Raw genomic sequence first — 24,001 nt, 5'->3', positions numbered from 1 at the left:
GATGGATCAGATGAGTGTCGTGGGTAGACCGTTCAGGCGTAAGGATGCTGTGGACAAGGTATTAGGCCGAACGTTATTTAGTGCAGATATAAAGATGCACGGAATGCTGGAGGCGAAAATATTAAGAAGCCAAGTTCCGCATGCCCTGGTTAAAAAGATAGATACTCAGACAGCCCAGGATTTGCCTGGGGTTGTCGCAGTTTTAACTGATGAGGATATTCCTGCGAGCAACAGCCACGGCATTATTATTAAAGATGAACCGGTTCTGGTAAAGGATAAGATACGGAAAATTGGTGATCCACTTGCTATGGTGATTGCGGAGACAGAGGAAAGTGCCAACCAAGCCTTGGAAGCCATAAAATTAGAATTAGAGCTGCTTCCAGCCGTCTTTGACCCGGAAATAGCAATGAAGCCCGATGCTGTGGCAATTTATCCCAACGGGAATATTTTAGGGCTAAGAAAGATTCGTAAAGGGGATGTAGAGGAGGCTTTTAGACAAGCTGATATTGTGGTAGAGAATAAATACTGTACACAGATGACAGAACATGCCTATATCGAACCGGAAGCCGGTTTTGCTTATATCGATGGCGATGGAGTTGTTATTCATGCCTCCACGCAAAATCCTCATTTTGACCGCACAGAGGTTGCTCGAAATCTCGCGTTTCCTCTTAATAGAGTCAGAGTAATCCAAGCTCCGACAGGCGGGGGGTTTGGTGGGAAGTTAGATGTGTCCGTCCAAGTATTGGTTGCCCTAGCGGCATTAAAAACAAAGCAGCCTGTACGCTTAGTTTACTCTAGGAAAGAATCTATCATCTCTTCCACGAAGCGCCATCCCATTACTATCTATTATAAGACTGCAGCAGATAAAAACGGAAAATTATTAGGTATCGAGACCACTATTATTGGAGACACTGGCGCCTATGCTTCTTATGGACCAGGAACCATTACCAGGTCGGCAGTACATGTCACCGGCCCCTATGAAGTACCGAATGTTAAGATTGACGCTTATACAGTATACACCAATAATCCTACCGCTGGGGCGATGAGAGGCTTTGGAGTCCCGCAAGTCGCTTTTGCTCATGAACAACAAATGGATCTATTGGCGGAACGCGCAGGTATCAGTCCGTTTGAAATACGGATGCTTAATGCGCTGAAGTTTGGTTCTCAAACTGCTACCGGTCAAGTTTTAAAGAGTGGGATAGGAATTAGTGAGACTCTTAAACAAGCCTATGCCAAGGCTCAGCAGGTTTTAAGCGGGCGGGAGGGCTAGGAGCATGAAGAAGCGGGGTCTTGGCATCGGATGCATGTGGTACGGGATCGGTAACACGGGTTTACCCAATCCGGCGGGTGCCTTTATCGATTGGCTCAATGACGGTACAGTAAATCTATTTGTAGGTGCAGCAGATATCGGGCAAGGCTCGGATACCGTATTGGCCCAAATAGCTGCTGAAGAACTTGGAGTCGCTTACGAGGATATTAACGTAATCTCAGCTGACACAGGAACAACTCCGGATGGAGGAGCAACCTCAGCAAGCCGTCAAACATATATATCAGGAAACGCTGTACTACAGGCGGCGCAAGAAGTCAAGGTTCTGGTGGTGCAAGAAGCTGCTGAATTACTGGGGGTAGGAAAGGAACAGGTTGTTTGTAAGAATCGTCAAATCTATGTCAGAGGGCAAGAACAGGATTGCCAGAGTGTTGAGGAGGTGATAAGGAACTGCCGTCAAAAGGGAATCTTGACTGTCGGACACGGGTGCCACAATCCCGATACGACTGAGCTTGACCTAGAAACTGGCCAAGGTAATCCTTATGGGGCTTATGCATTTGCTACTCAAGTCGTAGAAGTAGAGGTGGATACCACCACCGGCCAAATAGAAGTTCTAAATATTTTTGCAGCCCATGATGTGGGTCGTGCTGTAAATCCGAGACAGGTTCAGGCTCAGATTGAAGGCGGCAGCATCATGGGGATTGGTTATGGATTGTTTGAAGAAATGATCACTGATGAAGGTCGTATTAAAACACCTTCTTTTTCAACCTACCTAATTCCGACAGTGAAAGATATCCCAAATGTTTATCCATTAATCGTTGAGGAACCTGTGGATTCAGGGCCTTATGGGGCTAAGGGTGTAGGCGAACCCGCACTGATACCGACAGCGGCGGCGATAGCTAACGCGGTTTATGACGCCATCGGTATCAGGTTTACTGAACTCCCGCTGACCCCTGAAAAAGTCCTTGAGAAGCTCAAAGAAAATGGGAGCATGATCGGAGGTGATGCCAGAACGTATAGAGATTAAGTCACCCGCGAAAAAGGGAGGAGTGAATCCTCCGCAGAAAAGGTGGAAAAGGGATAAAACAAGAGGAGTGGGTAAGAACTTATTAATGAATCGCCGTTTGAGAGGAGAGAGTATATGAATATTTCTCAGCGCATTGACCGTTTGCCGGTTACGCGTACCTTGTGGCAGGTGCTGCTGCTGACAGGACTCGGCTGGCTTTTCGACGCTATGGATCAAGGTATGGTCGCAGGGGTTATGGCTGCCATCGGCAAAGAATGGCATCTCTTGCCATCCCAGCTAGGGTTGCTGGGGAGTGCCGGTGCTGTAGGGATGGCCTTGGGCGCGGCAGTCGCCGGTATGTCAGCGGACAGATGGGGACGCCGGACCGTCATTCTGTTTACCCTTATTTTATACGGAGTAGCAAGTGGCATTTCAGGATTTGCAACGGGTTTTACTATGTTATTGGTATTCCGATTTTTTACAGGTCTGGGGCTGGGCGGGGAACTGCCAGCTGCCTCCACTCTTGTCAGCGAGTTTTCGCCGGCTAAAGCACGTGGGCGCATGGTGGTATTGTTGGAAAGTTTTTGGGCCTGGGGTTGGATCTTGGCAGCACTGATTGCCTACCTGCTCATCCCTGTCTATGGCTGGCGCATTGCTTTCTTTCTGGGTGCTGTTCCTGCACTTTACTCAGCTTATCTTAGAAGGGGTATCCCTGAATCACCCCGTTACCTTGAGCAAGCCGGGAAAACTCAAGAGGCTGAAGCAATTGTATCTAAAATGGAAAGAGAAGCGGGTTTGGCCCCACTTAAGGATTCTGAAAAAAGCGCACCTCCGGCTAGAAGCGGCAAGATTTCGCTTCTGGAATTATGGTCCAGTACGTACTGGCGCCGCACCTTGGTTTTATGGATTCTTTGGCTCGGTATTAACTTTGGGTATTATGGTTTTGTGCTCTGGATACCGACTTTAATGGTAGGGAAAGGATTTGTCCTGATAAAGAGCTTGCAGTTTACCTTGATCATGAGCATCGCGCAATTACCAGGATATTATAGTGCAGCCTACCTCATTGAAAAGATTGGTAGGAAAGCGGTATTGGTTATCTATCTCGGCGGTACAGCACTGGCCGCTTACTTGTTCGGGCAAAGCTCATCCGTAACCCACATTCTGACGTTCGGATCCATGCTTTACTTCTTTAGCTTAGGAGCATGGGGTGCAGTTTACGCTTATACTCCGGAAATGTATCCTACCTCTGCCCGCGGGAGTGGCGCTGGTTGGGCGGCGGCTGTCGGAAGAATTGGGATGATTGCAGCCCCTTATGTGGTTGGAGTAATCTATCAAACTTACGGCAAAGCTGTCGGTTATACGTATGTTTTTGGAATGCTGACCGCAGTCTTTGCGGTTGTCGCTCTGGTCGTTTTGGTGCTGGGGATTGAGACGAAAGGCAAGACCTTAGACGAAATTGCCGTTGTGAAGTCCTCTACACTGTAAGCCCGAAGATGCTCCTTAAATACTCTCTAAATAAATGAGTACAGGATAGGCCTTTTTCGCAACTATTGTTTGATGTAATATTCCTTCTCAAGTTAAATAGGCATCGGGAGATCATGCTATTTAGGAGGGGAACGTAATGGCAAATTCAAATTTAATTGTAGCGAGAATGGAAAGGATACCGTTAGGATCTTTTCATTATCGAATGTTAGGGATTAATGGTGCAGCTTGGGCGTTTGATGCTTTTGATGTGGGTTTAGTTACATTTGTTGTAACCGCCCTGACCAAAGCATGGCAGCTTACAACAGGGCAAGTAGGGCTACTGCTAAGTATAGGCTTGGTGGGGATGTTTGTAGGAGCAGTTGTCTCGGGTTATGTGTCGGATCGTTGGGGTAGAAAAACTGTTTTTCAGGTAACAATGTTGATTTTTTCTATATTCTCAATCGCCTGTGCCCTTGCTCCAAATTTTAATACGCTATTAATTTTCCGTTTTCTTGTAGGAGTTGGCCTCGGAGGTGAAACCCCGGTAGTAACGTCTCTTTTAAGCGAGTTTGTTCCTGCTAAGAGTCGTGGAAAATTGCAAGGGATGTTAAATACTTTCTGGGCTGCTGGTTGGCTCGCTGCGGCAGTAATATCATATTTTATTATTCCCACTGTTGGTTGGCGTTGGGCCTTTGTGGCAGGGGCTCTGCCCGCTTTCTACATCTTTATGGTTCGAAGACATTTGCCCGAATCTCCGAGATGGTTGATATCAAAAGGTAGGCTTGATGAAGCTGAAAAAATTGTTGCTAATATTGAGAAAGAAATTGAAAAAACCACCCCGTTGCCGCCTGTTGAAGTAGATAATACTTCTTCCGGTAGCGTGTCTTCAACTCAAAAAGTTACTATAAGTTTGCTTTTTTCTGAACAGTATTTTAGACGTACTATAATGCTCTGGGGATTGTGGTTCCTAGCTATGTTCGGGTACTATGGCCTGTTCTCCTGGTTACCGTCCCTTTTTGTAAAGGCAGGGCATTCTATGGTTAGGTCATTTTTATATGTTGTAATTATGCAAATCGCTTATGTACCCAACCAAATTCTAGCAGCCCTGCTTATGGATAAAGTAGGAAGGAAGAAATTACTGGTTGCAAACCTTTTGTTAGCTGGGGTTGCAACAGTAGCCTACGGCTGGGCTTTAGGCCATAATGTTGCTACCGCTCAAGTGATTGTCTTAGGAGTAATTACGTCTTTCTTTGTTTCAGCTATATGGGGAATCACATATACCTATACTCCTGAACTCTATCCCACTAGTATAAGAGCATCGGGTACAGGAAGCGCAGCAGCAATGTCGAGAGTTGGCTCTATGTTAGCCCCTATGGTTATAGGATTTGGACTCTCCTCGCTAGGAATAACCGGGGTATTTGCGATCATTGCTGGAGCCTTTGTTCTTGCTAGTATTCTGGTGCTAGTGTTAGGGATAGAAACTAAAGGAACTGTATTGAAAGATATTAACTTCGGGGCGTGATCCTATATTTCCCGTTGTATTTTTGCTCAGCTACATTGGAGGGGTAATTTAGTCAAATTACTGGTTTGGGGGCGGATTAATACCCGCCCCTGATTATTGAATTTGAAGTAGCATTGGAGTGAAAAGGCTATGGAATATCATCCGCTTGTAGAGTCTGCAGTTAACTTAATTACTTATCTTGCTTTAATTGGCAGCAAAGAAATGACCATATCAATAGCTGATACGCAAAAGTATGTATTTAATATTCGTAGCGAGAGGCTTAACTTAGGCATAAATCCCGGGGATCCTATTAAGCCTGGAAGCATTGCTGATATCGCTTTACGTAAGGGTACCAGACAGGTTAAGTTAATTCCCAAAGAAGTTTTCGGGGTGCCATTCATTGGAGTGGGGGTCCCGTTAAAAGATGAAAAGAACCAAATTGTTGGGCTAATAGTGACGGGTACTCCCATAGACGACCAGGAAAATGTCCGGGAAATGGCAGAGAGCTTAGCGGCTGCTTCCGAGCAGATCTCCGGAGCCACGGAAAATCTCGTTGGCAATTCACAAAATCTCGCGGTAACCACGGAACAAGTAACAGAACAAACAAAAACCATTGAAAACGAGGTTCAGCGTTTAGATGATATTGTGAAAATGATAAAAGGGATTGCCGATCGTACAAATATCCTTGGCTTGAACGCGACTATCGAGGCAGCTAGAGCCGGAGAAAAAGGGAAAGGCTTTGCCGTTGTCGCTGAGGAAATCCGCAAACTGGCAACAAATACAAAGGATTCTACTCAGGACATAGCTGCTACGTTAAAAGATGTACAGACAATGCTTACCGATGTATATGCAAACATTGAGGAGTTGTCAGCCCTTTTCCAAAACCAGGCAGACGAGACGCAGGAGATTGCTTCCTCAACCCAACAAATCAGCAGTATGTCCAAAACGTTATTAGAATTGGCCGATAAATTAGTGTAAACGGTTAAGAATTTATACCTAATAAGTAGGACACTTATCCATGATCTGACTAGTTAAGATCAAATTATTATAGTCTTTTCCTAGCTCTCCAAATTGGGAGCTTTTTTTTCATTCTGTAATCTTTTATCCCAGGCAAAATAGTTAAAAATCTGAAAACAGAAAATTATATTAACTGGTTATGCTCAAGAGCATATTCCCTGTCGAATTTTTGCCCAGTATACTAATGCATTAACGCAACTGCATCCCTGCAAAAAAATACAAAATACTTTACAAATTCCGGTTATCATCTGGCAATAAGTGTGCTAAAATTAACGACATATTAGGCTAAATTATCCTAAGCGTTCGCAATGTGGACGCCTCTGTTCGTATTATGGCTCGAAAAAAAGGGTCGATACGCACAAGGAGCCATATATTTTTGTCGAAAACTGCTATATTCTTGTGCGCAAAATTCAGGGATGCTCAAAAAAAGGGCTCTATTAAACAAGAGCTTGCAAATAGAGGAGGGGGAAGAGAGTGTTAAGAGAAGGAGAAATCAGGATTCCGTCTGGTTGTGCCATCAGCGGGATCATCAATAAGAGTGGGGAAGTCTTTTCAGGCCAGGATATCCTTAAATCCATTGCCCTTATGCACGACCGCTCAAACGGTTTGGGCGGAGGTTTTGCTGCTTACGGCATCTATCCGGAATATCCTGATCATTATGCTTTCCACATTTATTATGAACTGGCCGAAGTTAAGGAACGCACTGAGACTTACTTAAACGGCCTTTACCATGTGGCGGAAAGCCACAAGATTCCGGTGCGCCGCGTCGCTTCGATTACCAACGCGCCCATAGCCTGGCGCTATTTTGTAAAGGTCAGACCGTATTGTTTGCATGAAAACGAAACTGAAGACGAGTTTGCTGCTCGGTCCGTAATGCATATTAACTCCGAGTTTACCGGGGCTTTTGTGGTTTCGAGCGGCAAGAACATGGGGGCTTTTAAAGGCGTGGGCTACCCGGAAGACATCGGAGAATTTTTCCGGCTTGATGACTACAAGGGGTACAGTTGGACCGCCCATGGCCGCTTCCCGACCAACACCCCGGGCTGGTGGGGCGGGGCTCACCCTTTTACCCTTTTGGACTGGTCAATCGTGCACAACGGGGAGATTTCCTCCTATGGTGCCAATAAACGCTATCTCGAAATGTACGGGTATAAGCTGACGATGCAAACGGATACGGAAGCCATCACCTATGCTTTTGACTTTTTGGTGCGCAAGCATAAGATTCCCATGGATGTAGCGATCGCTACTTTGGCTGCTCCGTTTTGGAATGAAATCGAACGGATGAGCCCGGAAAAGCAGGAGCTTTACAAAGCTGTCCGGGCAGTTTACGGCAATCTGCTGCTCAATGGCCCCTTCTCGATTATTCTGGGCACACGCCAAGGGCTCATTGCCCTTAATGACCGGCTCAAACTGCGCTCGATGGTAGCAGCTACTAAGGGGGATTTTCTCTATGTGGCCTCTGAAGAATCTGCGATCAGAGAGATTTGCCCCGATCCGGACAAAGTATGGGCACCGCGCGGGGGAGAACCTGTGATCGGGCTCTTGGAAGAAAGGGGGAACAGACAATGGCACTTAGCATGATCACGCCTGAATACTTGATTGAACGCAACCGTGACCGCTGTATTAACTGCCAGGTTTGCGTCCGCCAGTGCGCCAATGAAGCTCACATTTGGGATGAGGAAGAACAGCGTGTCATTTCTGACGATTCTAAATGTGTAAATTGTCACCGCTGCGTCACTTTCTGTCCGACTCACGCGCTCACAATCCGCAAATTCCCGTTGGAATTCCACGAGAACGCGAACTGGACAGGAAACACGATCCGCGCGGTCTATAAACAGGCTGAAAGCGGAGGAATCCTCTTGACCGGGATGGGGACTGACCGCCCTTATCCGATTTTTTGGGACCACCTCCTGCTCAATGCCAGCCAGGTGACCAACCCTTCGATTGACCCTTTAAGAGAGCCGATGGAGTTAAGGACTTTCCTGGGCCGTAAGCCCGATTCTCTCAAAATTGTGGACGGAAAATTGGCTGAGTCTTTGCCGCCTCAAATAGAGCTGGAACTGCCAATCATGTTTTCCGCGATGTCTTTCGGTTCGATTAGCCTGAATGCGATTAAGTCTCTGGCCATGGCCGCTGAAAGAATGGGGACTTATTATAATACTGGGGAAGGTGGCTTGCACAGGGATCTTTATCAATACGGTAAAAACACGATTGTCCAGGTGGCCTCCGGTCGTTTTGGAGTGCACTCGGAATATTTGCAGGCTGGGGCCGCGATTGAAATTAAGATTGGTCAGGGTGCCAAGCCTGGAATCGGTGGACACTTGCCCGGAGAAAAAGTAGGAGTGGAAGTGTCCCGCACGAGGATGATTCCGGAAGGTACTGATGCTATTTCTCCCGCTCCGCACCATGATATTTACTCAATCGAAGACTTGACCCAGCTTATCTTCTCTTTGAAAGAAGCAACGAATTACGAGAAGCCGGTATCGGTGAAGATTGCTGCCGTGCACAACGTGGCTGCGATTGCTTCCGGGATCGCCCGCGCCGGAGCGGACATTATCGCGATTGACGGTTTCCGGGGCGGGACCGGGGCTGCTCCTTTGCGCACCCGGGACAACGTGGGTATCCCGGTGGAACTGGCATTAGCCGCCGTGGATAGCCGCCTGCGTGAAGAAGGAATCCGCAACCAGGTTTCCCTGGTGGTAGGCGGAAGCGTCCGCAACAGTGCTGATGTAGTGAAGGCGATCGCTTTAGGAGCGGATGCGGTTTATATTGCTACTTCCGCGCTGCTTTCCCTGGGTTGTCACCTTTGTCAAAAATGTTACACCGGCAAGTGCAACTGGGGCATTGCCACGCAAACCCCTGAACTTACCAAACGCCTGAATCCGGACATCGGAGCAGAGCGGGCAGCTAACCTTCTGGCAGCCTGGGAGCACGAGATTAAAGAGCTGCTTGGCGGGATGGGAATAAATGCCATCGAAAGCTTGCGCGGCAACCGCCTGATGCTGAGAGGAATCGGCCTGAGCGACCGTGAGCTTAAGATTTTGGGCGTTTTGCCTGCCGGAGAATAACAATTGAGAGGGGATTGTAGGATGAAGCGTGTGTATGCCCGTGAGGAAGTGTGCGCCGGATGCAAGCTGTGTGAAGTTCACTGCGCGGTGGCCCATTCGGAATACCCGCATGATATAGTAAAAGCTTTTTTGAAGCAAAAGATCAAGCCTTTGGCACGGATTTTGGTGGAGGAAAACCGACCTATCAGTTTTGCCCTCCAGTGCCGCCACTGTGATGACGCTCCGTGCACGAAGGCCTGTATCACCGGGGCCATGCACAAGGACTCGCTGACAGGGGTGGTCGTGAATCAGGAAGACCGCTGCGTGGGCTGTTGGACTTGTATCCTGGTCTGTCCATTTGGGGCGATCAAACGGGATGAAAGCGGGCACAAGGTGGCTTCAAAGTGCGATTTGTGCAGCGAGAGCGGGGGAACTCCTGCGTGCGTCGAACATTGCCCCAATGAAGCTTTAATATTTACGGATGAGCCGTGGGGGAGGCAGGGAAGATGAAATACGTCGTTATCGGAAACTCAGCTGCCGGCATCGGAGCGATTGAAGGAATCCGCAGCGTTGATCAAAACGCAACGATCAAGCTCTTTGCCGATGAACCCCATCACACCTATTCCCGCCCGCTCATTTCTTACTACTTATTCGGCAAAGTTAGTGCCGACAAGATGTATTACAGGCCGTTCGATTTTTACGAGCGCATGGGGGTTGAGGCTCATCTGGGCGAACGGGTGCAAGCACTGGTGCCGGGTGAAAAATCGATTGTGCTCGCTTCCGGGGGCAAAGTGGCATATGACAGCCTGGTCCTGGCAACCGGAGGGAAGCCGATTGTTCCGCCTTTGCCCGGAAAAGAACTGCAGGGAGTGTACACTTTTCTTAAATGGGATGATGTCAAGGCCTTAGAGCAAGTGCTGTATCCGGGAATCAAAACGCTGGTGATCGGAGCGGGCCTGATCGGGTTGAAAGCTGCCGAGGCTTTAATTAAGCGGCGGGCTGAGGTCACAGTAGTGGAATTAGCCAACCGCGTTTTAAGCGCGATTCTTGATGAAACGGCTGCTGCCATGGTTCAGGGCAGCCTGGAAGCACAAAGGGTCGAATTTCATTTAGAGAATACTGTCAGTGAAATCGTGGGCAGTGAAGGCAAAGTTACAGGAGTCCGGCTGCAGGACGGGACGGAGCTTGAGTGCGACTTGGTTGTTATTGCCATCGGAGTCAGTCCTAACACAGACTTAGCCCGGGGGACAGAGATCGAAGTAAACAGGGGAATTCTGGTCGACTCCCGTATGGCTACTAATGTCCCGGACGTCTACGCTGCCGGGGATGTGGCCGAAGGATACGATATTTTGTACAAACAGCGCCGGGTGCTGCCGATTCTGCCTAATGCGTATAAACAAGGGTATACTGCCGGGCTTAATATGGCTGGACAGGGTGCAGATTATAAAGGCGGGTTTGCCATGAATTCCATCGGGTTCTTGGGCTTGCCCATGATTACCGCCGGAATTGTCAAGCCTGAGGGAGCAGAGTTCAGCGAGCTGGTCGAAGTGGATCCGGCCGCCAAAAGCTATAAGAAGATTGTCCTGCGCGATGGCCGGATAGTTGGTTTTATAGCCCTTAACCGCGTTGACCGGGCCGGGATTCTTACCGGTCTTATGGAAAAAGAAGTTGATGTGAGTTCGTTCCAGGAACACCTCCTGCAGGACGACTTCGGCTATGTCCATTTCCCGGCTGAATACCGCCGCCAAGAATTGCATAAGGGGGTGTTAGGCTAATGACAGTGCTTGAGGCCAAGGGGATTTATTATAAACAGCTAAATGAACAGGTTCGTACAGTCTTCGCTTCCGGTGAAAATGAGGTCCGTCTCAAAAACGTAAACGGACAGCGCTATATCGGGGATGGGCTTAGCGGCTCACAGCGCCTGGTTCTTGAAGGAACTCCCGGCAACGACATGGCTGCGTATATGGATGGGCTGGAGATTATTGTCGAAGGTAATGGTCAGGATGCCATGGGCAACACCATGAACGACGGCAAAATTGTAGTACACGGGCATGCCGGGGATACGGTGGGTTATGCCATGCGCGGCGGGGAGATTTTTGTGCGCGACCGGGTCGGGTACCGTGTCGGCATCCACATGAAAGAGTATCTGAACAAGATACCGGCCATCGTGATCGGTGGAAAAGCCGGAGACTTCTTTGGGGAGTATATGGCCGGAGGGATTTTGATGCTGCTCGGACTTGGCTTGGAAGATGGGGAGGAAATCGTCGGAGATTACTGTGGCACCGGGATGCACGGCGGGGTCATGTATATCCGCGGGGAAGTGTCGGAGTATAAGCTCGGCAAAGAAGTAAAGAGTGTGGAGCTTGCTCCTGAAGACGAACAAAAAATCCGCCACTACGTGGGGGAATACGTCCGTTATTTCGGCGGCAGTGTCGAGGAGATTATGGCTAAGCCTTTCCTCAAGCTTATTCCGTATAATAAAAGGCCGTACGGGAATTTGTACTGCGCGTGGTAGAGGAAGTCGGACGTGTTGAGAAAAGTAAGTAGGAAACATGGGAATAGAAGAAGCCATCCAAATAGTTCAAAAAACTATTTGGATGGCTTTCATTTTTATGGGGCAAATTTTGTGTAAGATTCTGCATTTACTTAATCATTGGCTTCAAGTATAGCCGGGAACAAATTGCTGTGTTCTTCAATTCGGAGCATTTGAATGTCTCTTACAGACGGCACAAACCAAGGGAACTTTCTTGTAAAATCAATAGCTTGGGTGGCAAAATTTGAGAATTATTCTACATTCTATCCAGTTTCATACAAAAATATTCGATTAATATGATTACGCGAGATCATGGAAATACCTGGTCAGAGTTGGATTTGTTGTGTTAAAATAACGAATAGACAAAATTTAGATTTTCTGTTAGAGGAGAGAGAGTCATGTATGTGGTTCTGGGTGTTGCCGTTCTCCTGATTATGCTTGGTATTTTAGTCAAGTATTTAAAGTGGTATTGGCTAATTTCGGGTTACAATACATTACCCGCGGCCGAAAAAGAGAAGGTAGACGCCGAAGGATTGGGGAACTTTACCGGCAATCTGCTGTTTGCACTTGCCGGAATCTTTATCATTAGCGCTGTACTTAGCTTTATGGGTTACCGCACTGCTTCTTTCACGGTTATTATGTTAGTTTTCCCGGCTGCCATCTTCGGGGTGCTCAAGGGGCAAAAATATAGCCCGGAGAGCCAGGGACGCAAAGCTGTTTTGATTGCAGTCAGTTTGTCGAGCGTTATTTTTGTCATCATCATCAGCCTGCTAATTTGGGGCAGTCGGGAGCAGAGCGTAATTGTGAGCGCGGAAAATATTAAGGTTACAGGAATGTACGGCACGCAAATTCCCTTAAACGAGATTAAAGATGTGAGCCTAAAAGAAGGGATCCCCAAAGTCCTGCGCAAGACCAATGGCTTGGATAACGGCAATATCTTGAAGGGAAATTTTGAAACGCTGGAGTATGGCAGGGTTAAGCTTTTTCTAAACCTTAAGCAGAACAAGTGCGTTCTCATTTATACTCGTGGAGGTCAGTATTATCTGTTAAACTTTGCCGAGGAGCAAAGGACGAAAGATCTTTACCAAAATATCCTGCTGTTTTGGCATCAGTAATAAATAGTCCTAAAACCTCTTCTATCCTCATAAGATATTCTTGAGAGGGGGGAGGGGGCGTGCTCGGTCTTACGACTTGGCTAACTTACGGGTTTTTCGTTATATGTCTGGTCCTAGGTTGGAATGCGGCTGCTGTTCTGGACTATGATGGGATTTTACGCCGTTCGACGTCTCGTTGGGGCCGTCTCCTTCTCCGTCTCGGCGTAACCTTGGTTTTGGCCGAGGGTTTTCGCATTTTTTTGAGTTATGCTATCGGCCCGCTCTTGGATCTCTTGGTAAATCGAAGTATTGACGGGTTTAGAACGTTTTGACATATGAATTGTCTCAAATGTATTTGGCTCTCCGTGAGGAGGGCCTTTAATACGTTTATTTTGATACTAATCCATTCGCGCCGGTATTAATCAAATCTCATTAAACAGAAAAGTAAATTAGATTAACTTTAAGCATAATGTTGAGTTGAAAGGCAATTAAGGGTAGAATATACATAAATTGCACATAACATAAAGGTTGAATTAACGAGGGTTAAATTGGGGGAGAGGCAAGTGAACATATCTCAACGTATTGACCGGCTGCCGGTTACCGGCATGCTGTGGCAGGTCTTAATGCTGACTGGGATTGGCTGGTTGTTCGATGCTATGGATCAAGGCATGGTCGCAGGGGTTATGGCTGCGATCGGCAAGGAGTGGCAGCTGCAGCCGTCACAGCTAGGACTGCTTGGAAGCGCCGGAGCAGTAGGTATGGCCTTAGGAGCTGCGGTTGCCGGGATGGCCTCTGACAAGTGGGGCCGGAGGGCAGTAATTCTTTTCACATTGGTCTTATATGGTATTGCCAGCGGGCTTTCGGGATTGGCACAGGGATTCGGGATGCTATTGGTGTTTCGCTTTTTTACCGGTTTGGGCTTGGGAGGAGAACTCCCTGCGGCTTCAACCTTAGTCAGTGAGTTTTCCCCGGCCAAGGCGCGCGGACGGATGGTGGTGCTTCTGGAAAGCTTTTGGGCCTGGGGCTGGATTTTGGCTGCTCTGATTGCATATTTAGTTATCCCCGTATATGGCTGGCGGGTGGCATTTTTCTTAGGAGCGGTTCCGGCCTTATATGCTGCTTATCTCAGGAGAGGGGTTCCGGAATCTCCCCGGTATCTGGAGCAGAGCGGGAATAGCGGTGCGGCAGATGAAATAGTTAGCAAAATGGAGAGTCAAGCAGGACTTGCTCCTCTTAAAGAGCATGAAAAGAGTCCTGCCCCTCCTGGATTTAGCCGTCTTTCCCTACTCGAATTGTGGTCTCCTGTTTACTGGCGCCGGACTTTAGTGCTTTGGATACTGTGGCTTGGGATTAATTTCGGGTATTATGGATTTGTGCTTTGGATTCCCACGCTCATGATAGGTAAAGGCTTTTTGCTGATTAAGAGCTTGCAGTTCACCTTGATTATGAGCCTTGCCCAACTGCCGGGCTACTATAGCGCAGCATACCTGATCGAAAAGATTGGCCGCAAGGGTGTACTGGTTATTTATCTGGCTGGGACTGCTGTAGCTGCTTACCTTTTTGGACAGAGTGCTTCAGTGAATCACATCCTTATTTATGGTTCACTCCTTTATTTCTTTAGCCTGGGGGCCTGGGGCGCAGTCTATGCGTATACTCCGGAAATGTACCCGACGGCAGCCCGCGGGAGCGGTGCCGGGTGGGCGGCTGCTATAGGAAGGATCGGGATGATTGCCGCGCCTTATGCTGTAGGGGTGATCTATCAGACGTATGGCAAAGTAACGGGTTACAGCTATGTGTTTGGGATGCTGACCGCAGTCTTTGCGGTGGTGGCTGTGGCGGTTTTGCTCCTCGGCATCGAGACTAAAGGGAAATCTTTGGATGCCACAGGCGGCTAAGTGAAGTGCTGACTTTGATGCGAAAGGCGCGTCCGGGGTTTGCGGTGCTACAGTAGATTAATCCAATCACGCCTGCCGTAAAGAATTCTCAGAACAGTAACGACCTTATCGGTTTCATGGACAACGTAAAAAACCATGTAGTTGTCTACCAATAGCTTTCGTACCCCTTGCATGGCTAGATTCTCATCAGCAACTAAGGCATGTCGCATCGGAAATTTCTCCAAATCGAAAATTGCTTCACCAATGTTTGCAACCAATTCTTCCGCAAGTCTGGGCACCTTGAGTTCTTTGGCAATATAGTTAGCGATTTCTTGCAAATCCGCCTCGGCTGGCTCGGTTATAACTATATTGTAACTTTTCACTCACTTAACCCTTTCTGAATATCAGTTAATGCTTCGCGAAAGGGCCTTACCTTATTTGCTTTCATTGCCTCCATACCCTCGTCAAGCAGCTTAGACAGTTCAAATTTACCAACAAGGCGTTCAAAGGTTTCAATGCTCATGACTGCTAGATCACCCTGACCATTTTTGGTGATATATACAGGCTCAGAATGTTCATGGCAAAAGTTTGAAATCTCGTTATATTTGTTTCTAAGATCGGAGCTCGGTCTAATAGACGGCATAATGCTCACCTCCACCTTATTATATGCAAATTATATCAAAATAACGATAGTGATATCAAGTTTGTCATTATGCACCTCTCGTAAAGATTTTATTTCAAGGAACAGAACTCCTGCGCGTTTCTGTTCCTTTTTGCTACTATGGATTACATGGATATAGCTTTAGCTAAGAAACATATTTGATCAGAAGTTTCTGTTAAAGCAGCAAAAATGTCATTTTAAGTGTAAATTCCAACCGTTGAGATTCAAAATATAGACTTCCATTTTGATTACCAGTATATTGAAGTTGAGAGGTGATTCATGTTACAAGTTTTAGACTAGGAAAGACAAAATTGCAAATCTTTGTCCGTAAATACAAAATTTTACTTTGAAGGCCAAGTAGGCTAATACAATGCAAATGGAGTGAGCACAGTGTCAAGCAAGAATTGGGGTCTTGAGGCAGAGAATATTTCAAGTAAGTCATTTCAGGCGAAGACGAGCAGAGGGGAAGCAACGCGGCAAAAACTGCTGGCGGCAGCAGAAGAAATCTTTGGGACGAAAGGCTACTTTCGCACTTCTGTGGTTGATATTACCCTTAAGGCCGGGGTGGCTCAGGGAACATTCTATGTTTATTTTCCTGGGAAGAAGGACATATTTGAGGAACTTGTCAAGGAGTTAAGCCATAATTTACGCCAAGAAATAAGTCGGGCTGTAACAGGTGTGAAAAACCGGATGGAAGCAGAAGAACGGGGATTAGCCGCATTTTTTGTCTTTATCAAGGAGCATCGCAACCTTTACCGGATTGTACAAGAGGCTCAGTTTGTGGACGAGGAATTATATAAGTGGTACTACCGCCGCTTTGCTCAAGGGTATCTTAAAGGGTTGGAAGGGGCCATGACATCAGGAGAATTTCGTTATTTAGACCCAGAAACTGTTGCTTATGCACTTATCGGGATGGCAGAGTTCTTAGGAAGACGCTGGGTGTTATGGGAAGAAAGGGAAATGCCGCCAGAGGTCTTGGAGGCTGCGTTGACTATGGTAATGCAGGGATTGCTACCGCGTGTGTAACGGGGGTGGCATCGCAACTGTAGTAAGGCCGCCATAGTAAAACAATTGAGTACAAGTAGGTAAGGGAGGTGGGTTTTACATAGGATTAAGGTTTTCTAAAAAAATATAATATTCAGAATATTATGAATATGGGAGGGCTATTGGATGAAACCTAATAATCTCTGGAGCATTGTAAGCGTACTTGGGCTTACCCTGCTTCTATCCGGTTGTGGATCGCAGCCGACTGCCAACTCCGGTGGGCAAGGGGGAACAGAGAAAACCCCCATAAAGATTGGGATTGTGACATCTCAGACGGGCGCTTTGGAGGGCTATGGCAAACAGACCATTCGCGGGTTTGAACTAGGCCTGGAGTATGCAACCAAGGGGACTAAGCAAGTTAGTGGACATCCTATTCAAGTAGTTGTTGAAGATACCCAAACCAAACCGGAAGTAGCTAAACAAAAAGCAATCAAGCTTTTGGAAGAAGACAAGGTAGATCTGTTAGTGGGCAGTGCCAGTTCGACCGATGCTTTGGCCGTTGTGCCCCTGGCGCAGGAGTACAAAAAGGTTATGGTGGTAGAACCGGCGGTGGCCGATGCGATTACCGGTTCCCAATGGAACCGCTATATTTTCCGGACGGGACGGAATTCTTCTCAGGATGCGGTAGCCGGAGCAGCGGCTATTGCCAAACCCGGGGTCAAGATTGCAATTTTGGCACCCGACAGTGCTTATGGGCGTGATGGTGTCAAGGCTTTCAAACCTGTGGCTGACAAATTAGGGGCTAAGATTATCCTGGAAGAGTTCCAGGCAATGAATAATCCCGATTTTACAGCGAATCTGCAGAAGATTATTGCGGCTAAACCAGATTATATGTTTGTTATCTGGGCTGGTGCCAATGCACCCTGGCAACAGATTGCGGATATGAAAGTGCCTGAGAAAGGGATCAAGGTTTCGACGGCAGGCCCTGATATTGCGGCCTTGAAGACGATGTGGAGTATTGTCGGGATGGAGGGCTTTGGCATTTACTATTATGAGTTGCCCAAAAATCCGATTAACGATTGGCTTGTGCAAGAACATCAGAAAAAATACAACGATCCACCTGATCTCTTTACCGCTGGGGGTATGACTGCGGCCATGGCTATCGTGCAAGCTTTGGAGAAAACCGGTGGCGATGCCGACCCTGAAAAACTAATTGCTACCATGGAAGGGATGTCCTTTGACACTCCTAAAGGTAATATGACTTTCCGGCAAGAGGACCATCAGGCTTTGCAAGCTCTATATGCCATCCGCCTCGAGAAAAAAGAAGGTGTGGCGTGGCCGGTGCCGGTGCTCCTGCGGGAAATGACTCCGGAAGAAACTGCGCCGCCCATTCTTAATAAGAGATAATAAATTAAAAAGCGATTTTCGTCTCAAAGGAGGAAAGCCATGGCTGAGCCGATTATCCGCACTCAGGATTTAACTATCATGTTTGGAGGGCATACGGCAGTTGACCATGTTAGTCTTGATATCATGCCTAACACATTTGTTTCGATTATCGGGCCGAACGGGGCGGGCAAAACCACTTTCTTTAACATGCTGAGCGGACAGTTTTTCCCGACCTCCGGGAGGATTATCTTTAAGGGGCATGACGTAACTAATATTCCAGCTCACCTGAGGACAAGACTTGGAATGGGGCGCAGCTTTCAAATTAGCAACATTTTTCCCGATTTAACAGTACTGGAGAATGTCCGTTTGGCTGTCCAGGCCCGGGCAGGAATACATTACCAAGTTTTGCGCCATCATCGAAAGTACAAGCGATTTTCGGAGCAGGCCATGGCTTTTCTGGAATCTGTCAACCTAAACGGTAAAGCCGCCCAACCTTCCCGTTACCTTGCTCACGGAGAAAAGCGCAAATTAGAATTGGCTCTAATACTTGCTTTGGAGCCCGAGGTTCTGCTCCTGGATGAACCGACTGCCGGCATGGCGGTGGAGGAGGTGCCTGCAATCCTGGAACTGCTGGCGCGCTTGAAAGCGGACAAACGGACGATTCTACTGGTTGAACATAAGATCGATATGGTCATGTCCCTCTCAGATACGCTGGTGGTTCTGGCCAACGGAAGGCTGCTTGCCCAGGGGGAGCCAGTGCAAATTATGGAGAACGAACAGGTCCAGGCTGCATATCTGGGAGGGATCGCCCCATGATATTATCTTTAGCTGCGGTTGAGACATTTATCGGGCAATTCCATATCTTGCAGGATATTAACCTGGAAGTACCCGAAGGTGGAGTTACGGTTATTCTGGGACGCAACGGGGCAGGCAAAACTACTACACTAAGGACCATTATGGGGCTGACTCCTCCTTCCCAGGGCCGCATTAATTATCAAGGAGAAATCATTAATGGGTTGCCTCCTTATGCTATAGCCCGCAAAGGGATTGGCTTGATTCCGGAAGATCAGGGGATATTTACTGATCTAACAGTAGAGGAAAACCTACGTCTGGCTATGCGCAAAAAGGACGGGGTGACTAAATTCCGTTGGAACATGGTAATGGATTTCTTTCCTGATCTTAAAGAGAAACTCAAGCAAAAAAGCGGCAGTTTAAGCGGGGGACAAAAACAAATGCTGGCAATCGGCAGAGCTTTGCTTAATGACAACCAATTACTGCTAGTTGACGAACCGAGCAAAGGATTGGCACCGATTGTAGTCCTAAAAGCAATTTTCGGTCCCAATATAATTGCTGTGTCTGTCCCGCCGCTGTTAGCTGGAAGTTGGGATATAGGCGGTATTATTATTGTCAAGTACCGGATCTTTACGATCATTATAGGTTTGGTGGTGGCGGTCGCGGGCCATTTAATCCTGACCCGCACACGCATCGGGATGATCGTGCGCGCCGGAGTGCAGAACCAAGAAATGGTACAGGTACTTGCAATCAACATTCGCCGTACTTTTAGCCTGGTCTTTGTAAGCGGGGCGGCATTGGCTGCCTTAGGAGGGGTTATGATGGCCCCGGCTCTCGGGGCTGTCAATCCCAATATGGGTCTTGAGAATCAGATGTTGGCGTTTATCGTGGTCGTGATCGGCGGGATGGGAAGTTTTATAGGTTCAGCTTTGGGAAGTGTCTTGGTTGGTTTGGCGGGAGCGTATACTGCCTGGGTTTTTCCAGAAGCTTCGCTGGCGGTAAATGTAATCCTTATGGCTATTGTGCTTTTGCTAAAACCTAATGGGCTTTTCGGTATGGGGGGTGGGCACAATGCCTGATGTTCCGTTGCCGACAAGGGTGGATAGATTGCGCAGCGTAATGTCTCTTCCGCGCTCAACCCAGTCAGTTCTGGCCCTTTTGCTGCTTATCTTGGTTGCTGTTCCACTCATTACACCGTCACGTAGTACGCTTAACCTCTTGGCGCAGTGTCACCAATGGAGCAGATGGTTTCAGCTTCCGCGTTCCTGCCGTTCTTCAGGACCGGGTAGTCTACTATTATGTCAGTTTAGCGTTGCTCACACTAATTGTGGTTTGCCTGAGGCGTTTTATTGAATCCCCTACAGGGAAGGTCTTACAAGCGATTAGGGAAAACGAGAAACGGGCGGAATTTCTGGGGTATGATGTCTTAAAGTTCAAACTAATCTCAAACGTAATCGCCGGAGTGGTTGCGAGCTTGGCCGGGGTAGCCTGGGCTTTGCAACAGCGGTTTGTCAGCACCGGGGTTATGGCCGTAGACAAGACGATCGACGCTTTACTCATGACTACTATTGGAGGTACCGGAACCCTTTACGGCGCTGTGCTCGGCTCCGGCATAACCAACGCGGCCAAAAACTGGTTGTCCGACTTGGCGAAAGTTCATCCCATTTTTGAACGGTGGTACATCATTTTCGGGCTGCTCTACATCTTCATTGTGCTCTTCTTTCCGGGAGGGATATTGGGGACACTCGGTCGCATCTTGAGGGGCAAAAAGGAACCTCCGGTAACGACCGGTGCACGCGACTGAGATATTTTGAGAACAAGAGAGGAGAGAATTAATGCGTCTTAAGGACAGAGTTGCGATAATTACCGGCGGGGCCAAAGGAATTGGCAAAGAAACGGCGTGGCTTTTCCTTAACGAAGGGGCAAGGGTGGTTGTTGCAGATACTGAGCGGACTACGGGCGAGGCGCTGGTACAAGAAATGCAGGCAAGAGGCGGGGAATGCTTTTTCTACCCTGTGGATGTGACGGATGAAAAGCAAACCCAGGACATGGCAGACAGTGTCGTTGAAAGGTTTGGCCGGGCGGATATCCTGATTAACAATGCCGGGATTACGAGTGACGCCTTACTAACTAAAATTAGCAGTGAACAATGGGAAAAGGTAATCGCGGTTAACCTTACGGGTGTATTCAATTGTACGAAAGCCCTGGTGCCGGTGATGATGGCTCAGGGATATGGGCGTATCATCAATGCCTCATCGGTAGTGGGGCTGTATGGGGAACATCGGCCAGACTAACTACGCTGCAACCAAAGCTGGGGTTATTGGTCTCACAAAGTCATGGGCTAAAGAACTCGGGAAAAAGGGGATTACCGTCAATGCGGTGGCACCTGGTTTTATCTTGACAGATATGACGGCAAAAATTCCGGAAAAGGTGCTTAAGTTAATGGAAGAAAAAACTCCTGTCGGGCGTTTGGGTCAGGCCTGTGATGTTGCTTATGCTTATCTCTTTCTGGCGTCTGAGGAAGCAGGTTATATTAACGGGGCGGTATTAAGTGTCGATGGGGGTTTAGTCGTGTAAGGCTTAGGAGAAAGGAGGATATCCAGTGATACATCAGGATTGGGAATGGCTTGGGGACCTGATTGGCCGTATGGCGGAGCTAAGTCCTAAGCGTGAAGCACTGATCGATTTGGACAGCGGTATCCACTATACTTACAGCGACTTAAACGAGCGGGCCAACCGCTTGGCCAATTATTTAGCAGAACAATTGGGGATTCAGAAAGGGGACAGAGTAGCCTTCATTTCCAGGAACCGGGTGGAAATGTTTGATGCCCTATTCGCGTGCGGCAAATTAGGAGCCATTTTTGTTCCCTACAACATCCGGCTTACGCCTGGCGAATTGACCAGGCTTATGGAAAACGAAGAGCCCAAAGTCTTGTTTTATGAAGATGTGTTTAGCCCGCTCGTGCAAGAATTAAGAGAGAGCCTTCCGTGGCTGAAACATTACGCAGTATTGGCAGAGACAAGCGAAGATGGAAACATTGCCTACGCTGGAATTATGAACTATCCCAATACTAAGCCCAGAAACTGCCGGGGATTGGAATTGGAAGACATCTATTTGCTGGTGCACACCGGTGGCACCACAGGACTCCCCAAAGGGGCCATGATTTCCCATAGGGCTGTGCTCTATAACCAGGCTGCTTCCACACCGGTGCAGCTGATGGAGAAGTTCTGGCACAAAGGGATAAAAATGTGCCTTGGTTATGGTTTAACCGAGGGAGGCCCTACCAATCTGTGTGCGCCGGTTAAGTTTATGAACTTTGAAGAGCTAAAACTGAAACATGCTTCGGTGGGAAAACCTTTTTACTTTACCCTAGCGAAGATTGTTGATGAAAAAGGGAATGAAGTGGGAACAGGGGAAGCAGGCGAACTCATCTTTAGCGGACCCCAGGTTTTCTCCGGATATTGGCGCAATGAAGAAGAAACGAGGAAGACTTTAAGGGAATCCGATCTCATAGATTACAAAAATGAACGGGCCAGGTTTATGTTCAATTTTGCTGATGGGGCGGCGGCCTGCCTCCTTCAAAGAGGCTATGAATGCAATGAAGTGCTGGAAACCGAGATGATTACGGACGGGAGCTTCGCTACGGATGTAGCGGTACATGGCATAGGAAACGTTAATTATCCCCAGAATTTCAGGCTCGAGCAGGATTTCAACGAAGCCGAAAAAGCCAAAGCACAGGGAGAACAGGTTTTCTACTATGGTTTAGATGTCATAGATCCCGCCTCTATGAAAGAACGCCTTGATGCAGTTTCCCTGGAGAACTTTGTTAAGGTGATCCGGGGTGCGGCTGAGAAGAGTGGCTATAGTGCCCAGAGCATACAATTCTTAGCCCCCATCTTCATGAAGAATTCCATTTTACACCATGTCCTCAGCCAATTTAATATGACGCCTGAGCAGTCCTTTATCCTGAAAAATTTTGGGCATGTCCAGTCAGCTGATGCCTACATCTCCTTGAGTATGTGGGTTGAACTTAACGCACAATAAGAGCATAATTAAATCAGAATAATGCATTGGAGTGTTTAAAATGATGATTAAACCCACTAGCGCTCTGAGAACAGAGCTGGGTGAAATAACAAGAATATGCAAAGAAAAGTCTGAGCCTGTTTATTTAACCAAAAACGGCGAGGGTGAACTGGTTGTCATGAGCATTGCTGCGTATGAGCGAAGAGAAGCGATGCTAAACCTGAGAGCTAAACTGTTGGAAGCGGAGCAGCAGCGCCTTAGCGGAGCGCCAAGTTACACGACAGATGACGTGAGGGAATATCTCAGGGGTCTGCACAATGAGCAAGCATAAAATTACGATATTACAAATTGCTCGTGAGGACATTGTTGAAATACTTTTATATCGCGGCAGACAGTCCAATATCGGCGCTTGCAATGACCGGCAAGATTGCTGACAAAATCGATACACTTGCAGAGTCTCCGCTTATCGGCAAAAATCGTACCGGATAATGAGTTGGCGAAACGGGAATACCGTATGCTGATTATCGAGAGCTACATTGCTTTTTATAAAGTGATTGGTAATGAGGTCGTAGTGTACAGAGTGTTGCATGGAATGCGAGATTGTCCCGATTTACTATAACTTGGCCAGAAAGCTCGGTATTTTAATGCCGAGATGAATGACCAAATACCTAGAACATATGTTCTGAATATGCTATAATTGTTGCGAGAGGAGGTGACATCCAATCGCAACGATAACTAAGTTAGTTGAACTTTATAAGCCATCCAAATCTAAACATCGCCACTGGCTAGCCCTGCAAAAAACATACTCCGAAGCATGCACTTGGGTTTTAAGCGAACTCCAGCAAGGCCGAACCAAACTTTCAAGTAAAGATGTACCCTTCGAGCTGAAATCGGCTCTCAAAAATGAAGCAATCCGTCAAGCGAAGAAAGCTTTGTCTGACTTTAAGGAAGGCCGGGCTAAGAGTCTACCTAAGTTCAAACCCTCCATGCCCGTAAGCATCAACAATCAAAATTGGGACTTCAAGTTTGAGAAGGATCATTGGTACATAGGATTCACTACAAACCAAGGAAAACTCTATTTGCCTATTGTTGAACGGGAAGGCTCTTGGTTCTATTCCCTTGGGGTTAGATCCGGTAAGTTAAATCCCTTGGGCACCGCCAAACTCTTGCGCAAGAACCGGAAATGGTTCCTGGCTATCCCGTTTGAAGTCTCGTGTGAGCTTAAGATTGAACCTGAAACCCAAACAAACATTGGAGTTGATTTAGGCTTAATTCATCTGGCGGTAGTCACTGAACCGGTATCCAATAAACGCCTCTTTTTTTCCGGAAAGCAAGTAGTATAGGAAAGTTT

26 protein-coding genes are annotated in these 24,001 nt (G+C 47.5%); 24 read left to right on the top strand and 2 right to left on the bottom strand.

Annotated elements, in window-relative coordinates; all coding sequences use genetic code 11:
• Position 1: 1 nt before the first annotated feature.
• The 13 genes from ACYQ2N_RS04150 to ACYQ2N_RS04090 all read left to right on the top strand — a co-directional run bounded on the left by ACYQ2N_RS04150 (position 2) and on the right by ACYQ2N_RS04090 (position 14,824).
• On the top strand, positions 2-1,270 hold the full coding sequence (locus tag ACYQ2N_RS04150) for a xanthine dehydrogenase family protein molybdopterin-binding subunit (protein WP_459997680.1): 1,269 nt from the start codon (positions 2-4) through the stop codon (positions 1,268-1,270).
• Positions 1,271-1,274: 4 nt separating this feature from the next.
• Positions 1,275-2,294: a xanthine dehydrogenase family protein molybdopterin-binding subunit gene (locus ACYQ2N_RS04145; RefSeq protein WP_459997679.1), complete on the top strand. Its 1,020-nt coding sequence runs from the start codon at positions 1,275-1,277 to the stop codon at positions 2,292-2,294.
• Positions 2,295-2,408: 114 nt separating this feature from the next.
• Positions 2,409-3,758, top strand: a complete 1,350-nt coding sequence (locus ACYQ2N_RS04140; RefSeq protein ID WP_459997678.1) for an MFS transporter — start codon at positions 2,409-2,411, stop codon at positions 3,756-3,758.
• A 136-nt stretch (positions 3,759-3,894) separates the two neighbouring features.
• A complete protein-coding gene (locus ACYQ2N_RS04135) occupies positions 3,895-5,259 on the top strand; it encodes an MFS transporter (RefSeq protein WP_459997676.1) in 1,365 nt (454 codons plus the stop codon).
• A gap of 129 nt (positions 5,260-5,388) precedes the next feature.
• Entirely contained in the window at positions 5,389-6,216 is an 828-nt protein-coding gene (locus tag ACYQ2N_RS04130; RefSeq protein WP_459997674.1) for a methyl-accepting chemotaxis protein, read from the top strand.
• A gap of 513 nt (positions 6,217-6,729) precedes the next feature.
• Positions 6,730-7,836, top strand: a complete 1,107-nt coding sequence (locus ACYQ2N_RS04125; protein WP_459997672.1) for a class II glutamine amidotransferase — start codon at positions 6,730-6,732, stop codon at positions 7,834-7,836.
• On the top strand, positions 7,821-9,323 hold the full coding sequence (locus tag ACYQ2N_RS04120; protein ID WP_459997671.1) for a glutamate synthase-related protein: 1,503 nt from the start codon (positions 7,821-7,823) through the stop codon (positions 9,321-9,323). Before ACYQ2N_RS04125 ends, ACYQ2N_RS04120 begins: the two co-directional genes overlap by 16 nt.
• Positions 9,324-9,344: 21 nt before the next feature.
• The gene (locus ACYQ2N_RS04115) at positions 9,345-9,812 is read left to right on the top strand and encodes a 4Fe-4S dicluster domain-containing protein (protein WP_459997669.1); all 468 of its coding nucleotides are present in this window, start codon (positions 9,345-9,347) and stop codon (positions 9,810-9,812) included.
• The gene (locus ACYQ2N_RS04110) at positions 9,809-11,077 is read left to right on the top strand and encodes an NAD(P)/FAD-dependent oxidoreductase (protein WP_459997667.1); all 1,269 of its coding nucleotides are present in this window, start codon (positions 9,809-9,811) and stop codon (positions 11,075-11,077) included. The genes ACYQ2N_RS04115 and ACYQ2N_RS04110 overlap by 4 nt, the downstream gene beginning before the upstream one ends.
• Positions 11,077-11,817, top strand: a complete 741-nt coding sequence (locus ACYQ2N_RS04105) for a GltB/FmdC/FwdC-like GXGXG domain-containing protein (protein ID WP_459997666.1) — start codon at positions 11,077-11,079, stop codon at positions 11,815-11,817. The genes ACYQ2N_RS04110 and ACYQ2N_RS04105 overlap by 1 nt, the downstream gene beginning before the upstream one ends.
• Before the next feature lie 416 nt (positions 11,818-12,233).
• Positions 12,234-12,950: a DUF3784 domain-containing protein gene (locus tag ACYQ2N_RS04100; protein ID WP_459997665.1), complete on the top strand. Its 717-nt coding sequence runs from the start codon at positions 12,234-12,236 to the stop codon at positions 12,948-12,950.
• Between the two features lie 59 nt (positions 12,951-13,009).
• Positions 13,010-13,261 (top strand): hypothetical protein, encoded by a 252-nt coding sequence (locus ACYQ2N_RS04095; protein ID WP_459997664.1) that lies wholly within the window; start codon positions 13,010-13,012, stop codon positions 13,259-13,261.
• Positions 13,262-13,492: 231 nt separating this feature from the next.
• Positions 13,493-14,824 carry an MFS transporter gene (locus ACYQ2N_RS04090; protein WP_459997663.1) on the top strand — a complete coding sequence of 444 codons (1,332 nt, stop codon included), beginning with the start codon at positions 13,493-13,495 and terminating at the stop codon, positions 14,822-14,824.
• 47 nt (positions 14,825-14,871) lie between these two features.
• Here ACYQ2N_RS04090 and ACYQ2N_RS04085 read toward each other — a convergent pair whose 3' ends face one another.
• Together ACYQ2N_RS04085 and ACYQ2N_RS04080 are read right to left on the bottom strand one after the other, a co-directional pair.
• On the bottom strand, positions 14,872-15,186 hold the full coding sequence (locus ACYQ2N_RS04085) for a type II toxin-antitoxin system RelE/ParE family toxin (protein ID WP_459997662.1): 315 nt from the start codon (positions 15,184-15,186) through the stop codon (positions 14,872-14,874).
• Positions 15,183-15,446, bottom strand: a complete 264-nt coding sequence (locus tag ACYQ2N_RS04080) for a type II toxin-antitoxin system prevent-host-death family antitoxin (RefSeq protein WP_459997661.1) — start codon at positions 15,444-15,446, stop codon at positions 15,183-15,185. The genes ACYQ2N_RS04085 and ACYQ2N_RS04080 overlap by 4 nt, the downstream gene beginning before the upstream one ends.
• Positions 15,447-15,854: 408 nt before the next feature.
• Between ACYQ2N_RS04080 and ACYQ2N_RS04075 the strand changes: the two genes are divergently transcribed.
• The 11 genes from ACYQ2N_RS04075 to ACYQ2N_RS04025 all read left to right on the top strand — a co-directional run bounded on the left by ACYQ2N_RS04075 (position 15,855) and on the right by ACYQ2N_RS04025 (position 23,993).
• Positions 15,855-16,490 (top strand): TetR/AcrR family transcriptional regulator, encoded by a 636-nt coding sequence (locus tag ACYQ2N_RS04075; protein WP_459997658.1) that lies wholly within the window; start codon positions 15,855-15,857, stop codon positions 16,488-16,490.
• A gap of 144 nt (positions 16,491-16,634) precedes the next feature.
• Positions 16,635-17,855 carry a substrate-binding domain-containing protein gene (locus ACYQ2N_RS04070; protein WP_459997657.1) on the top strand — a complete coding sequence of 407 codons (1,221 nt, stop codon included), beginning with the start codon at positions 16,635-16,637 and terminating at the stop codon, positions 17,853-17,855.
• A 39-nt stretch (positions 17,856-17,894) separates the two neighbouring features.
• Positions 17,895-18,650, top strand: a complete 756-nt coding sequence (locus tag ACYQ2N_RS04065) for an ABC transporter ATP-binding protein (protein WP_459997655.1) — start codon at positions 17,895-17,897, stop codon at positions 18,648-18,650.
• The gene (locus ACYQ2N_RS04060) at positions 18,647-19,705 is read left to right on the top strand and encodes an ATP-binding cassette domain-containing protein (protein ID WP_459997654.1); all 1,059 of its coding nucleotides are present in this window, start codon (positions 18,647-18,649) and stop codon (positions 19,703-19,705) included. Before ACYQ2N_RS04065 ends, ACYQ2N_RS04060 begins: the two co-directional genes overlap by 4 nt.
• A 95-nt stretch (positions 19,706-19,800) precedes the next feature.
• Positions 19,801-20,430 (top strand): branched-chain amino acid ABC transporter permease, encoded by a 630-nt coding sequence (locus ACYQ2N_RS04055; RefSeq protein ID WP_459997653.1) that lies wholly within the window; start codon positions 19,801-19,803, stop codon positions 20,428-20,430.
• A 31-nt stretch (positions 20,431-20,461) separates the two neighbouring features.
• Positions 20,462-20,920: an SDR family NAD(P)-dependent oxidoreductase gene (locus tag ACYQ2N_RS04050; RefSeq protein ID WP_459997652.1), complete on the top strand. Its 459-nt coding sequence runs from the start codon at positions 20,462-20,464 to the stop codon at positions 20,918-20,920.
• Positions 20,898-21,203 carry an SDR family oxidoreductase gene (locus ACYQ2N_RS04045; protein ID WP_459997650.1) on the top strand — a complete coding sequence of 102 codons (306 nt, stop codon included), beginning with the start codon at positions 20,898-20,900 and terminating at the stop codon, positions 21,201-21,203. The genes ACYQ2N_RS04050 and ACYQ2N_RS04045 overlap by 23 nt, the downstream gene beginning before the upstream one ends.
• A gap of 25 nt (positions 21,204-21,228) precedes the next feature.
• Positions 21,229-22,671, top strand: a complete 1,443-nt coding sequence (locus ACYQ2N_RS04040) for an AMP-binding protein (protein ID WP_459997648.1) — start codon at positions 21,229-21,231, stop codon at positions 22,669-22,671.
• 40 nt (positions 22,672-22,711) lie between these two features.
• Positions 22,712-22,981 (top strand): type II toxin-antitoxin system Phd/YefM family antitoxin, encoded by a 270-nt coding sequence (locus ACYQ2N_RS04035; RefSeq protein WP_459997647.1) that lies wholly within the window; start codon positions 22,712-22,714, stop codon positions 22,979-22,981.
• 183 nt (positions 22,982-23,164) lie between these two features.
• A complete protein-coding gene (locus tag ACYQ2N_RS04030; RefSeq protein WP_459997768.1) occupies positions 23,165-23,269 on the top strand; it encodes a type II toxin-antitoxin system RelE/ParE family toxin in 105 nt (34 codons plus the stop codon).
• A gap of 460 nt (positions 23,270-23,729) precedes the next feature.
• The gene (locus ACYQ2N_RS04025; RefSeq protein WP_459997645.1) at positions 23,730-23,993 is read left to right on the top strand and encodes a hypothetical protein; all 264 of its coding nucleotides are present in this window, start codon (positions 23,730-23,732) and stop codon (positions 23,991-23,993) included.
• Positions 23,994-24,001: the final 8 nt, after the last annotated feature.

Source organism: Paradesulfitobacterium aromaticivorans, from assembly GCF_054657415.1.
Note: the sequence above shows the minus strand (reverse complement) of the source record. Positions and strands in the feature narration are given on the sequence as shown.

What these genes read in the sequence shown, in the direction of transcription:
- ACYQ2N_RS04060 (WP_459997654.1), top strand. Translation starts at nt 18,647, where the DNA reads ATGATATTATCTTTAGCTGCGGTTGAGACATTTATCGGGCAATTCCAT.
- ACYQ2N_RS04035 (WP_459997647.1), top strand. Translation starts at nt 22,712, where the DNA reads ATGATGATTAAACCCACTAGCGCTCTGAGAACAGAGCTGGGTGAAATA.
- ACYQ2N_RS04080 (WP_459997661.1), bottom strand. Translation starts at nt 15,446, where the DNA reads ATGCCGTCTATTAGACCGAGCTCCGATCTTAGAAACAAATATAACGAG.
- ACYQ2N_RS04130 (WP_459997674.1), top strand. Translation starts at nt 5,389, where the DNA reads ATGGAATATCATCCGCTTGTAGAGTCTGCAGTTAACTTAATTACTTAT.
- ACYQ2N_RS04115 (WP_459997669.1), top strand. Translation starts at nt 9,345, where the DNA reads ATGAAGCGTGTGTATGCCCGTGAGGAAGTGTGCGCCGGATGCAAGCTG.
- ACYQ2N_RS04050 (WP_459997652.1), top strand. Translation starts at nt 20,462, where the DNA reads ATGCGTCTTAAGGACAGAGTTGCGATAATTACCGGCGGGGCCAAAGGA.
- ACYQ2N_RS04120 (WP_459997671.1), top strand. Translation starts at nt 7,821, where the DNA reads ATGGCACTTAGCATGATCACGCCTGAATACTTGATTGAACGCAACCGT.
- ACYQ2N_RS04140 (WP_459997678.1), top strand. Translation starts at nt 2,409, where the DNA reads ATGAATATTTCTCAGCGCATTGACCGTTTGCCGGTTACGCGTACCTTG.
- ACYQ2N_RS04030 (WP_459997768.1), top strand. Translation starts at nt 23,165, where the DNA reads ATGCTGATTATCGAGAGCTACATTGCTTTTTATAAAGTGATTGGTAAT.
- ACYQ2N_RS04105 (WP_459997666.1), top strand. Translation starts at nt 11,077, where the DNA reads ATGACAGTGCTTGAGGCCAAGGGGATTTATTATAAACAGCTAAATGAA.
- ACYQ2N_RS04145 (WP_459997679.1), top strand. Translation starts at nt 1,275, where the DNA reads ATGAAGAAGCGGGGTCTTGGCATCGGATGCATGTGGTACGGGATCGGT.
- ACYQ2N_RS04110 (WP_459997667.1), top strand. Translation starts at nt 9,809, where the DNA reads ATGAAATACGTCGTTATCGGAAACTCAGCTGCCGGCATCGGAGCGATT.
- ACYQ2N_RS04070 (WP_459997657.1), top strand. Translation starts at nt 16,635, where the DNA reads ATGAAACCTAATAATCTCTGGAGCATTGTAAGCGTACTTGGGCTTACC.
- ACYQ2N_RS04150 (WP_459997680.1), top strand. Translation starts at nt 2, where the DNA reads ATGGATCAGATGAGTGTCGTGGGTAGACCGTTCAGGCGTAAGGATGCT.
- ACYQ2N_RS04135 (WP_459997676.1), top strand. Translation starts at nt 3,895, where the DNA reads ATGGCAAATTCAAATTTAATTGTAGCGAGAATGGAAAGGATACCGTTA.
- ACYQ2N_RS04045 (WP_459997650.1), top strand. Translation starts at nt 20,898, where the DNA reads ATGGGGAACATCGGCCAGACTAACTACGCTGCAACCAAAGCTGGGGTT.
- ACYQ2N_RS04100 (WP_459997665.1), top strand. Translation starts at nt 12,234, where the DNA reads ATGTATGTGGTTCTGGGTGTTGCCGTTCTCCTGATTATGCTTGGTATT.
- ACYQ2N_RS04065 (WP_459997655.1), top strand. Translation starts at nt 17,895, where the DNA reads ATGGCTGAGCCGATTATCCGCACTCAGGATTTAACTATCATGTTTGGA.